The sequence below is a fragment of the Candidatus Beckwithbacteria bacterium genome (assembly GCA_012797845.1).
In the GTDB taxonomy this organism is placed as follows: Bacteria; Patescibacteriota; Microgenomatia; order UBA1400; family UBA1449; genus JAAZOH01.
Window position 1 is genome coordinate 28,576 of record JAAZOH010000025.1, and the last position, 12,063, is coordinate 40,638.

The 12,063-nt window shown below is 35.1% G+C and carries 10 protein-coding genes; 2 read left to right on the forward strand and 8 right to left on the reverse strand.

What is annotated here, in order from left to right:
- Window positions 1-5: 5 nt before the first annotated feature.
- From GYA49_03425 to GYA49_03445, 5 genes are read right to left on the reverse strand one after another with little or no spacing between them, the layout of a single operon-like run.
- Entirely contained in the window at window positions 6-1,115 is a 1,110-nt protein-coding gene (locus GYA49_03425) for a glycosyltransferase family 4 protein (protein ID NMC36073.1), read from the reverse strand.
- Window positions 1,112-1,885 carry a class I SAM-dependent methyltransferase gene (locus GYA49_03430; protein ID NMC36074.1) on the reverse strand — a complete coding sequence of 258 codons (774 nt, stop codon included), beginning with the start codon at window positions 1,883-1,885 and terminating at the stop codon, window positions 1,112-1,114. Before GYA49_03430 ends, GYA49_03425 begins: the two co-directional genes overlap by 4 nt.
- Window positions 1,882-2,673 carry a glycosyltransferase family 2 protein gene (locus GYA49_03435; protein NMC36075.1) on the reverse strand — a complete coding sequence of 264 codons (792 nt, stop codon included), beginning with the start codon at window positions 2,671-2,673 and terminating at the stop codon, window positions 1,882-1,884. Before GYA49_03435 ends, GYA49_03430 begins: the two co-directional genes overlap by 4 nt.
- Before the next feature lie 3 nt (window positions 2,674-2,676).
- Window positions 2,677-3,354, reverse strand: a complete 678-nt coding sequence (locus tag GYA49_03440) for a glycosyltransferase family 2 protein (protein ID NMC36076.1) — start codon at window positions 3,352-3,354, stop codon at window positions 2,677-2,679.
- A gap of 5 nt (window positions 3,355-3,359) precedes the next feature.
- The gene (locus tag GYA49_03445; GenBank protein NMC36077.1) at window positions 3,360-4,940 is read right to left on the reverse strand and encodes a phospholipid carrier-dependent glycosyltransferase; all 1,581 of its coding nucleotides are present in this window, start codon (window positions 4,938-4,940) and stop codon (window positions 3,360-3,362) included.
- A 193-nt stretch (window positions 4,941-5,133) separates the two neighbouring features.
- Between GYA49_03445 and GYA49_03450 the strand changes: the two genes are divergently transcribed.
- A complete protein-coding gene (locus tag GYA49_03450) occupies window positions 5,134-6,255 on the forward strand; it encodes a hypothetical protein (protein ID NMC36078.1) in 1,122 nt (373 codons plus the stop codon).
- On the opposite strand, the gene GYA49_03455 is transcribed toward GYA49_03450, so the two are convergent.
- The 3 genes from GYA49_03455 to GYA49_03465 are packed head-to-tail and all read right to left on the reverse strand — an operon-like array spanning window position 6,224 to window position 10,824.
- Window positions 6,224-7,684, reverse strand: a complete 1,461-nt coding sequence (locus tag GYA49_03455; GenBank protein NMC36079.1) for a hypothetical protein — start codon at window positions 7,682-7,684, stop codon at window positions 6,224-6,226. The genes GYA49_03450 and GYA49_03455 overlap by 32 nt on opposite strands.
- Before the next feature lie 55 nt (window positions 7,685-7,739).
- Entirely contained in the window at window positions 7,740-9,254 is a 1,515-nt protein-coding gene (locus GYA49_03460; GenBank protein ID NMC36080.1) for a glycosyltransferase family 39 protein, read from the reverse strand.
- A complete protein-coding gene (locus tag GYA49_03465) occupies window positions 9,226-10,824 on the reverse strand; it encodes a DUF2142 domain-containing protein (GenBank protein NMC36081.1) in 1,599 nt (532 codons plus the stop codon). The genes GYA49_03460 and GYA49_03465 overlap by 29 nt, the downstream gene beginning before the upstream one ends.
- 262 nt (window positions 10,825-11,086) lie before the next feature.
- On the opposite strand from GYA49_03465, the gene GYA49_03470 reads away from it, so the two are divergent.
- Window positions 11,087-12,058: an NAD-dependent epimerase/dehydratase family protein gene (locus GYA49_03470; protein ID NMC36082.1), complete on the forward strand. Its 972-nt coding sequence runs from the start codon at window positions 11,087-11,089 to the stop codon at window positions 12,056-12,058.
- The last annotated feature ends 5 nt before the right edge of the window (window positions 12,059-12,063 follow it).

A 12,063-nucleotide genomic window follows, 5' to 3' on the forward strand; every position in this document is an offset into this window, starting at 1 on the left:
CGAAATTAGTGGAAAGATCCTAATTTAGACGATTTGGACACAAGGCTAATAAAGGCCTTTTCATACTCTCGGCTTACTTGATCCCAATTAAATTTTTTAGCTTGCATTTGAGGTTTTTTACCCCAATTGCTATCTAAGGCTTGGCGGATTCTTTGGGCATAAGCAATGTGATCAGCTGGATCAGCTACGTATAGTCCTGCTTTGCCGATAATTTCTTTTCGCAAACTGTCATCACGAGCTACCACTGGCACATTTGCAGCCATCGCTTCTAAATAAGCAATGCCAAAACCCTCCTGAGAGTCAGATACTAGCGTAAACACATCAGCAATTTGATAGACAGCCGGCATTTGCTCATGAGGAGTTTTTAATTGTACAAATTGATCACTAAGTAATTTTTTGCCTAAATTTTTAGTTTTTTTACTGCCACCCAAAACTAGTAAGCTGACATTACCAAGCTTAGTAACAGCCTCAATCGTATCTTCAACCCGTTTATAAGGTTCAGGGCCAGCTACACATAAACATATCGGTTTTTTAAGTTTTGCTATTTGCAACTGGATTTTCCCTGCTAGTGTTTGTTTCTGGAAAAATTTGGCAAAATCGACTCCATTGGGAATAGCTATGATTTGGTCACTATCTTTTAAACTCAATTGCTTTAATCTAGTTTGGGATTGGGTAATAAATAGGTCTGGTTTAAGGCTAAGAGCTAAACTCTCCTCCCGGCCTTTACCCACCTGAGCACTGATAACCAAGCGTGAGTGTTTATGAAGCCTAATATACAGTTTAGCTAAAACTGCTTGCCAACCGTGATTACAAGCTACGATAATATCTGGCTGAAATGATTGTAGGGTTTTTAAGGCTTGAAAACTGAATTTGGCAATTACCCGGGATTTTTTATCCAGGAAAAAACGTTCCTTAAAATCCTGGCTCAGCTTTTGAGAATTATACGATTTACCTGGAATCACAATCTGCATGTACGGTTTTTGCTCTTTTTTAGTTCCAGCTTGAATTACCATTACTTCATGATTTTGGCCTAAACGGGAAGCGAGAGCATCGACAAAGGTTTCTACTCCCCGGTCAACCAAGCCACTGTAGTAGGATAAGAAGGCAATTTTCATAATTTACAAGCTATTACAAATAAATGTGGCCCCCATAATTTAAAAGGATATAGTTGTCTCATACCTAAAAAGCGAAAAGCTTTATTAACAAATTGTTCTTGCGGTTCAGCAATTTTCCAATTGGAAGAGTATTCTATTATTTTCATGTTTTGGGTTTTCAAAAAAGAAAGTAAGCTACCTAAATAAGGTTCAACAGTAGTATCCCAATCAATCTGATAATGCTTAGTATCAGCCTTCATGCTTACTTTTTGCCAATCCAACTGACCTTTTGAACCAATTAGATCTTTTATCAAACCATCAATCAGCTTGGCAATTCTATGGCCTTTAAAACAAGGTGAGCACCGCTGTGGCGCACCATAATTAGGAGCCAACAATACCAGCAAGCCATCTTTTTCTAAAACTCTAATCATCTCTTTTATATTTTGGCTGGGATTTTGCAAATGTTCCAACACAAAAGCCGAATAGACTAAATCAAAACTACCATCTTTACAGGGGATTTTTTTACCGTCATAAAAAACAAAATCATAAGCCGGATGACGCTCTTTAGCCATTGCAATGGCTGTGCGACTAATATCTATTCCTGTTCCTTTGACTGTTTTGGGAACTATTTTGCTTAGTTTTGTCCCTTCACCGCAACCAAACTCCAAAACCCTATCAGCCTTTTGGGCTAATTCTTTTATTTTTTTAAGACCTGGATGGGCTAAATACTGACTGGATCTAGCAGCCACCTCATAGTATTTAGTGCTTTCCCAAATATGACTTTGTTTCATATCTTTCTTAAGATATCAAAAAAATTTGCTTTAAGTTCAAACCAAATAGTTCTTTTTCCCAAAACCTGAGGTATTTGCTCTGGCATTTTTTCAAAAAACACTTCTGGTATATCTTTTTTTATAAACCTCTTACCCTTAGTTATAATTTCCTGCCTTCTGCCTAAATTACCATTACGCTTATTAGTTCTACACAAATGACTAGCATGCAAATACCAGGCTTTTGAAAAAACTAGTAATTCATCCTGACTAGCTATATTTTGGTTATTAATAAAATAACCTTCATTAGGATAGTCGCCTTGAAGCAGATAGTCTTTGGTCCGCATTAGTCTAATATTGAAATGACCGGTTTTGCCCAGAAGCATATATTTACCAAAACTATCCGGCAAATAATGCCAGATATCTCCCACACAATTTCTGGTCTGGTTAACTACAGCTAGTGTTTTTTGAGCCAATGTTTTGCTCAGTTTGAGTAGTTTTATCAGCTGTTTTTGCGGCCAAATCTCATCACCATCAATTAATAAAAACCATGGTGTTTTTGTTTGAGCTAGCTGCAACTGTCGCAATTTAGTAATCTCTTTAGCTTTCAAAGCTTTTTTTTGAAAAAAACTAATGTCAAGATCGTGATTTTTCTCAATAAACAATTTGATCAAAGGTATGGTGTGATCAGTGGAGCCAGTATCAAAAATGATGGTTTTTTCTAGATACGGAGCTGTACTGGCTAAACTATACCAAATAAACCGTTCTTCATTTTTGACAATCATGTGACCAGTCACCGGAAACTTTACCATAAACTAATCCATCAAACGCAGTTTAATAAGCACCCAAAAAGCCGTCACTCCATCCCAAAAACCAATTTTTTTACCTTGAGTATAATCACGGCCCACATAAGAAATTGGCATTTCATAAATATAGATATGTTTTTTTAAAATTCGAGCTGTAATTTCTGGCTCAAAATCAAAGCGGTTAGCTTTCCATCTGATACTCTTGATCACCTCACTTTTAAAAGCTTTATAGCAAGTTTCCAGATCAGAAAGCGTTGTATTATATAAAATATTGGCTAATAGATTTAATAAATGATTAGCTACAAAATTCCAAAACAAAAGGTTGCGATGTTCACCGGTAAAACGAGAACCGTATACCACTTCTGCTTTACCTTTGATAATAGGGTTTATTAAGCGTTCATACTCACTAGGGTCATATTCCAAATCAGCATCTTGAATAATGACAATATCACCACTAACCTTAGCTAGAGCAGTTCGGATTGCTGCTCCCTTACCTTGATTTTTTTGGTGTAACAAAACTGTAATTTGCTTACTCTTAATCTTTTTTAAAATTTTAGGTGTCTTATCACTGGAAGCATCATCCACCACGATAATTTCTAAATTTTTACGCGCTTTTAAAATGCGCTTAATAATCTCTTCGATAGTTTTTTCTTCGTTGTAAACTGGAACAATTACAGATAGCTTCATAGGTTTTATTTTGTAAGTTTATATAGTTTAATATGATTTTTCTGATTCTCATAGATGAACTTAACACGATTTTCATATTTTGAGTCAAGGTCTTGATATTGAACCAACACATAATCACAAACTTCATTTGTTTGATATGATTCATGCACATAAGGAAAGTCAACGTAAAATAAGTTTTGGCCACCTTCAAAACAAACTAGGTCTGAATCTTTGATAGTTTTTGCCAAAAAATCATCAGTATCATAAAAAGCATTTGTTAAATCCAAATTCTCCAGTAAATATTGGTGACTGGTTTTTTGACCCAAAATAAGCGGCAAAGTTTTGGCATTAATATAAACTCTTAGCAAGCCATTGAAACCAACTACTGCCAAAATTAAAGCTAAAATTAGGCTTTGCCAAGTTTTACTTAACTGTTTGGATACGGCAAATGGCAAGCTGGCCAGCAAAGCAAAGGCCGGTAAATAAGGCACCATAAACCGGCTACCTCCAGTTCTAGGAATTAGAAACCAGGCTGTATAAGCTAGCAAGCAGTACCAAGCTATGATTCGCCACTTTTTTTGAGCTCGCAAAACACATAAAGAAAAAGGCAGTAAGGCAATATACAGTGGCGAAATTGGGCTAATCCAATCAGTCGGCAAGTTGGACAGTTTAAAAAAATCAGTCAAATACTCCCATGGTCCATACAAGATAAAATCGTGCCAACTACTTAAAATCCCAGAAAATAAGGGATAAAACGGGTAACCAGTCAAAAGATACGCCCGTACAAACCAGATAGAGCTTATTAGTAGAGCTGGCCCAACTACCAGAAAAGTTTTAGCTACTCTTTTTTTGGTAGCGCTAATAAGAACTAAAAAGCCAATAATACCTAAAGAAACCAGACCGAAATATTTAGTCGCTACTCCTAAACCAATGAGTAGGCTCGATTTAAATAAATCACTGTCTCGCCTCTCCTGATACCAATTGTAAAAATAAAAAAAGGCTAGAAATTCAAAAAAAGTTCTGGCTAAATCAATATAAGCCGTCGTAATCAGCCAAGCTACAGCCAAGTCAGAAATAAATAGCAAAGCTGCCACTAAACCAGCTCTTTTACTAAGGTGTTTAGAGCCAAAAATATAGATAGCTAAAGTAGTTAAAATCCCAAACAAAAAATGCCACAGCCTAGCTCCTAGCTGACCACCGATAACTAAACCAAGCGTATACAGCATTTCTCCCAGTTGGGGCATGGCACTGTAATAATACAAATCTCCGGGAATAAAACTAAAAGTGTGTTTAGCTAAATACAGCTTGGGCAGTGTCAGGTGATACCAAAGAGCATCAAAAAAGATTTCCGGAGCCAAAACTCCCATCAGATGAATTAAGGCAAAAACCAATAGCATTAACATCAAAAAGTAATCAAGAGTAGTTTCTGGTTTTAAGTCTAATATAAAAGTGCGCAGCTGTGACCAGTGTTTAACTGTATAAAAAATCACAAAGCCTAAGAAAGCTAAACCAAGCAAGCATAAAACCCATGGATATAAAATTCCCAATAAACCAGCCCCTAAAATTGCATAAGCCAAAATTCCGATAATAAGCGCTGCGATAAACATAGGTTTTATGCTCCAGTTTGTGCCCAAAAACAAATTGGATTTCCCTGGTTAAGAAATTTAGCACAAGCCACAACACTAAAATAGTGAGCCACTATTACAACAGCCAAAATAAAAAAAAGTAATAAGACTATTTGCTTTATTTGCATAATCAAATTAAGATGTATTATCGTTGCTTTTCCAAATTGTTTCAAATATGCCAAAACTTAAAATTCTTTTTATCGGACTTCTGATAGTATTCTTTTTGGTAAAAATCTATCCTTTTAGACAAAAACTGTTCGGTACTTTTAATTATAAAGATTTAGAGAATAGCTACAACCATTCTCAATTTGCTCCCAATCCCAGTGATGCTGTTTCGGTCATTGACGATGATCAGCTTTATCAATATGCCGGCTATATTTATGTAACTCAGGGAGTAATTGATAGCGTTAATGTCGAACATCCTCCTTTAGTTAAATATCTTTATGGTTTAGGTCTTATTTTGTTTGGTAATGCTGTCCTTATTCAGCTTATTTTTGCTATTGGTTTTCTCATTGTGTCTTATTTACTGGCAGATAAAATTTTAAAAAACACTTACTTAGCTTTGCTTATTCCTTTTTTCTTAATCAACGAATCACTCTTTATCAATCAAGCCACTACCACTCTTCTAGACTTATTCCAAACCATGTGTGTTCTTTTATTTATGTTTGTTTATCTAATTAGTCCGGATAATAACCCTCGGCTCTATGTTTTACTAGGCATTATTTTAAGCTTAATTGCCGCCAGTAAATTTCCAGCCCTAGCTGTGATTGTATTGCTAAGTTTATTTATCTTTGAATTAGCTTGGAAAAAATTTAATTTAAAAAATTTTGCGATCTTAGCTGTAGTGGCCCTATTACTGTACCTAACTACTTACAGTCCCTTACTTATCACACAAGGCTTTTCTGGTTTCATAAGGGTTCAGCTTCAGGCTGCCCATATCCATGCCAGCCATGTCCCCAACTACCCTTTTCTCGCTCCAATTCGGGTCTTTTTTCTAAATCAGTGGCCAGTCTGGTTTGATAGCCAAAATCCAATTCATCAAACTGCTTTCTGGAGTTTCCTCTGGCCTATTTTGGGATTAACTATTTTTGCTAGTCCAATGCTTTTTTTAACAAAAAAAATAGAACAGAGTTTTATCATTATTTTTACCTGGCTTTATTTTATTTTCATCAACTCCCGATTGTTTTTTCCTCACTACCTTTTGCCACTTTTACCAATTACTTATATTTTGTTTATCTTGGAAATCAGGAGTTTGATAAAGAAAATTAGTCCAAACCGGTTATTAAGTAAACTTTAAAGACATTATTTCTGGAATCAACTGGAAAATGGTTGTAAATATCCGTATACAACCAAACTTGCTTGCTTGCATCCAGTTTTTGCCAAGTTTCCTTCATGGCCATATATGGCTCTTCACTCAGATTTGCCATGAGCTCAGTTTTTCGCTCGTCTGTAATAATGATGCCTCCCTTCAATGCTTCTGGTGATAGAAGCCGAATTGGTAAATCAAAATAAGTAGATAGTTTTTCCGGCTCGAATGAAGCATAAATCGGTAAATCATAAGCTTTTTTTAAAGTTAAAACATACTGCTTGGTCTCACGAATCGAAATGTGTTGTGTAGCCAACCATGCCTGGTAGGTCCATGGCAAGACAATAATCAAAGCTATATATATAGTTTTGCGGCTAAAAAGACTGGTTAAAAAATAACTACCAAGCAATCCTAAGGCTGGCACAAGCAACAATGCGTATCGAGGCGAAAAATTAAAAAGGTATAAAAAAATAAAAGCAGGAACAAAAAAAATTAAAATGTGAGACATATATTGATCTTGCCAACTGTTAGTGTTTTGTTTTTTAGCCAGTTTGATCACTAAAAATAGCAAGGTTAACATTCCTAGCAAACTCAAAAGCGCTAAAAATGGAGAAAACAAAAATGTGCTTTTTTGAATATAAATATATAAAGTAGCCAAATGAACTCGAAAATTAAACAGATTTAAAAAATGTTGTCCAGGATAGTTAAGAGCTTGAGCTACAAAATTATTTTTAAAAATATACCAATAAGGAATCAGGATAAAGCCTACTACTATCCCTGCTCCAAGATAATAGTAAGCTAATTTTTTGATAATCTTTTTGCCATATAAAATCCATATTACCAGTGGTGATAGCAAAAAAATACAAGTAGTAAATTTTATTAAAATAGCCAAAGCTAGTAAGATACCCGCCAGAAGCAAATGATGTGTTTTAGATTTTTGCAAATTTAAAATCAGTAGCGCTATAGATAAAGAAGCCAAACCTAAATAAAGCATATCCATTGTTCCAGTTTGGCTATAAAAAAAACTCAGAGGCATCAACCAAACTAAATAAGCAGCTACTAATCCAAAATCCTTGTGTTTATGTGCTAAACCAAAAATATACATCCCCAAACAAAGTAAATAAGTTCCGATAATAGCTAGTAACCGTTGAGCAACAAAAATTCCCCACACATGAGTTAGTTTATCCAGCCAGGCAGAAAGAAAAATAAATAATGGAAAAGTTTCTAAAAATAAATGGCCATCAAAAACAGGCCAATGTCCCATTTTAACTTGTTGAACAAAGCTATAAAATAAACCTTCATCAGGCTCTAAAACATGAAAATCAGTATCTAAATATAGTAAGTGAGACAAAAAAAATAATAAGGAAAAGATAATAAACCCAGTATGTCGCTTCAAAAAGATCAAAATCTGCTTTTTCATATTCACCCGAACCTTATAGTAAGTTTATCCTACGCGCTTTTTTGCAAAATTGCAATCAATCTTTTGGCTTTGAAATAAGTACGTTTAAGCTATGAATGTTGGTTACTAAATGCCAACTATCATATTTCTTCTGCCAATTTTGCCACTCTCTTTTAGCTTCTATCGAATCATCCAAACTATCATAGATAACTACATTGAAAATCGGTGTTTGTTTATCTGCTTGATCTACATAAAGCCAATCAAAATAAGCATCCATATAGCTACTAACTGGTCTCAGTTTCAGATATTCAGCCAAATACCGATAGCCTTCATATTTACTATCACTGCCCAAAACTTCCAAATGATAAGGTTGATTTTGGACAAAACTGCGAACCAATTCTAAAACTTTTTGTTTATCCGAAAACCCCAAATGATTAGTTAATGTCAGAGATTGAGTAATCCAAATTAGAATTAAAATTGTTATCAAGCCAAATACCCATTGAGCAACTTCCTTTTGACTAAGTAATAATCCCCCTAAAGCAATCAGCATGGGCCAAATCGGTAAAAAATAGTAAGCACTGATCGGACCAGGATAAACCACAACCATGGCTAAAACGCTCACAAAAGCTAAAAATATGGCATAAAAAATTGTTTGTTTTCTATGAGTAAAAGCGATATACAAACTAGCAATTATTACAATCAGTCCTAATACTAATAGTAATATCGGGTAATCATTACTATGAAAAAGTGTGAACATATCGCTAAACCAACCCAGAAAACCCAACTGCCCAAAACTACCAAGCATCACTTTTAATTTTGCAAAAATATCAAAGCTTAGCTGGTTTTGCCCGAAATGCAGTAAGGCTTTGCTTTGCAAAAAACCATGCCGCAATTCAAATAGCAGTAAAGGGCTTATAAATATTCCAAAAACTAAAACCGCTAAGGAGGCTGTTTTTGACCAAATTATTTTCTTTTGTGTTTTACCTAAAATTACCAAACTGGGAATTACTAAAATAAGGAGTGAGTAGTGAACATGCAGTGCTGCTCCTAAAACAGCACTTATTAAAATCCAGTAGCGTTTATCTTGTTTGACCTTACTAATAGTCAGTAACCATAGAATCGTTAATAGCATAACCAAGCTGGGATTCCAAAACTTCCGATCAAAACTAACCAATACCGGATTACTGGCATAAGCTAAGCCAACCACCAAAGCTGCTAGGGTATTTTTACCAGTAGACCAAATTAGATAATACAGTAATCCTGCAGTTATAGTTCCAATAAAAGCTGCAACTAGTCCGGTAAAAAGCGGATTCAAATGGCCTACGTAATAAATTAGAGCTGAAAACCAAGTAAAAAAAGGGCCCAAGTATAAACCAGTTCCAGCTACGTTAACGCCTATTAAGGGAACATGGCCAGTTTTAATAGTATTGACTGCTAAAAAAGCCTGGTACTCCTCATCCATGGTAAACGGAAACAGTTGAACTAAATGATAATACCTCAAGCAAAAAGCACTTATTACCACAACTAAAAAATAAAAAGATGGAGAATTAAACCAAGTGGTTTTAACAATTAGTTTTGTGATTTTTTTCATATCGCCATGTAATTATAAAATTACGCAAAAATAAAACTAAAGCCAATATCGCTAAGCTAAACCAAAGATACCAGCTATATGATTTAAACAGCCAAGGTTTATATTGGCTAATTTGATTTAAAAAAATACTCCAAGAAGATACATCATAGTAAGAAACAATAATGGTACGCAATCCAATGATTTGCAAAATTAACCACCAAAACCCTAATATTACCAACACATAATTGGGACTATATTTTTTAAAAACTTGCTGCCATAAAAATCGCCAGGAAACTAAAATCAAGGCCATATGAGCTATGATAACTGGAAAATAATACCGGCCTTGTACGCCAAAAGAAAAATTATAAGCCCGCCGAAATTGCCAATCCCATAGCAATAAAGCCAAGTAGTAAGCTAAGGCTGAAAAAAGCAAAAATAAAATTTTTTGATCAAACAGAGATAGTTTTTTTGTTTTAAAAAAATTCGTTACTTTTTGGACCAAATACCATAGCAAGCCAAAACCAGTTATGCCCAAAATTCCCATTTGTACCCGATTGACCCAACGAGGTAGCACTACCCCCAACCACTTAAAAACTCCCCAATACCAGGGCAAAACTTCGCGGTATGTGTGCAGCAAAGTAAATTTAATATGTTCAAATAAACTAATTGCAAAGATTTGCTGGTTTTGATTTCTGCCTGATTGAATAAAGGTATAAATATATTCGGCTTTACCAAATATCATCGCTACTGCCAAAAATCCGCTTAGTAGCAATATAAGGCCAATTGTACTAGCAGTTTTTTTACAAAAAAGTTGTTTAATAGGAGTGAAGCGAAATGGCAAAAGACAAAGAGCGATTATCAAAGCTACAACCATTTGCTGCTTGGTTAACTGGCCCAAAATAATAATGACAAAAAGATACAGCCAGGCTTGAGCTTTGGGCTTTTCAATAATTTTAAGACAGCAATAAACAAATAAAGTAAAGAAAAAATTAAACAATACATCACTAGTTACCCCTGCTCCTACAAACGAAAACATGGGCTGAAAAGCTACTAGAGTTGTCAAACCCAAGGCCCAAAATTTATTTTGGAAAAGCAGTTGTCCAATTTGCCAAACTACCCAAGTGGTAGCCATAAAAATTAGCAAAGAGAAAAATCTGACACTATAAACTCTAGTAATTATGCTTGAGGAAGCAAATAGTTTGTAAAACAACATTGAACCTGAATAATACAAAAATGGGTAAGATGTAGCCTCTCTAACCTTTAGGTTGGTGGTATAAGTTTTTGGTAAATCAGTAATAGTTTGTTCATGGACACCTGAGACAGAATTACTATAGGGAATAGTAAACCACGGCTGATGGGTAAATTTATTATTACCTTGTTGATCTCTTTTAGTACCAAGCAGGATCTCTGACATGGCAATTTCATCACTAGTATTTCCATGGCTCACAGCAAAAAAAGCCATATTTTGCACTTGAGAAAAATGAGCTTGTTCATCAGGAAAATGCCAGACCGGCACCAATCCCATCCATAAAATTTGTTTTAAAAAAACTAAGGCAAAAAAACTTACAAGCAACACTGACCAATTTTTCATAAATAGTGTTATCTAATATGCATTTGCGTATTTCATAATAAGTCTATTATACTTACAAACTAGATTGTCTGTGTAACTATTAATAATCTTAGATACAATAGACTTATTGCAAAATAAAAAATGTTTGCAAAACGCAGAATTTTTGTCTTATTTTCAAGAAAGATAATGCTGATAGCACTAAATGTGCTTGAGGTGTTACCTGACGCAGAAAATTGACAAAAAGACAAGTTGTGCTGCTTTTGCTTATTTTGCAATAAGTCTAATGAATATGGACCAAAAATCAATTTTAATTACTGGCGGAGCTGGACTAATTGGTTCTCATCTTTGTGATTTATTGTTAAACCAAGGTCACCGAGTTACTTGTGTTGATAATTTTATTACCGGCCGAAAAGAAAATTTAGAAATAGCTTCAGCTTCACCCAATTTCAAATGTATTGAAGCTGATATCAGCAATCCAGCCGAAACCTATTTGGATCCTAATTTTCACTTTGACTATATGTATCATCTAGCCTCACCCGCTTCACCAAAAGGGTATCACAACAACCCTATTGCCACATATAAAGCCAATGCCTTTGGAACTCATTATCTTTTAGAATATGCCCGAAAGATTAATGCTCGTTTTCTTTACTCTTCAACTTCCGAAAGTTATGGTGACCCCTTAGAACATCCCCAAAAAGAAAGCTATTGGGGCAATGTCAATCCGGTAGGAATCAGAGCTTGCTATGATGTTTCCAAACGTTTTGGAGAAATGGCTTGTATTACTGCTTTTCGCGAATTTGGCCAAGATGTTCGAATCGTCCGGATCTTCAATACTTTTGGTCCAAGAAATGACCCCAATGATGGCCGAGTTATCCCTACTTTTATTTTACAAGCTTTGAAAAATGAACCGATAACTATTTTTGGTGATGGTTCCCATACCCGCAGTTATTGTTATGTAGCCGACCTGATTCGTGGTTTGGAAAGTTTTATGACTAAACCCGATTTGGCTGGGGAAATCATTAACCTTGGCAACCCTAGAGAATTTACAGTTTTAGAAACAGCCCAAATTATAAAAAAACTGACTAAATCCAGCTCAGAAATCAGTAACAAACCTTTAGAAGGAGTCCGCGAAGAAGATCCCAAAAAACGTCAGCCAGATATTACTAAAGCTAAAACATTGCTCAATTGGCAACCAGAAATCAGTTTTGAGCAAGGTCTGGAACCCACCATCGTTTATTATCAAAAAACTTTATGAGCTAC

Bases quoted from the DNA above. Each gene is read 5' to 3' on its own strand.
- GYA49_03425 (NMC36073.1), bottom strand. From the start codon at position 1,115: ATGAAAATTGCCTTCTTATCCTACTACAGTGGCTTGGTTGACCGGGGA.
- GYA49_03430 (NMC36074.1), bottom strand. From the start codon at position 1,885: ATGAAACAAAGTCATATTTGGGAAAGCACTAAATACTATGAGGTGGCT.
- GYA49_03435 (NMC36075.1), bottom strand. From the start codon at position 2,673: ATGGTAAAGTTTCCGGTGACTGGTCACATGATTGTCAAAAATGAAGAA.
- GYA49_03440 (NMC36076.1), bottom strand. From the start codon at position 3,354: ATGAAGCTATCTGTAATTGTTCCAGTTTACAACGAAGAAAAAACTATC.
- GYA49_03445 (NMC36077.1), bottom strand. From the start codon at position 4,940: ATGTTTATCGCAGCGCTTATTATCGGAATTTTGGCTTATGCAATTTTA.
- GYA49_03450 (NMC36078.1), top strand. From the start codon at position 5,134: ATGCCAAAACTTAAAATTCTTTTTATCGGACTTCTGATAGTATTCTTT.
- GYA49_03455 (NMC36079.1), bottom strand. From the start codon at position 7,684: ATGAAAAAGCAGATTTTGATCTTTTTGAAGCGACATACTGGGTTTATT.
- GYA49_03460 (NMC36080.1), bottom strand. From the start codon at position 9,254: ATGAAAAAAATCACAAAACTAATTGTTAAAACCACTTGGTTTAATTCT.
- GYA49_03465 (NMC36081.1), bottom strand. From the start codon at position 10,824: ATGAAAAATTGGTCAGTGTTGCTTGTAAGTTTTTTTGCCTTAGTTTTT.
- GYA49_03470 (NMC36082.1), top strand. From the start codon at position 11,087: ATGAATATGGACCAAAAATCAATTTTAATTACTGGCGGAGCTGGACTA.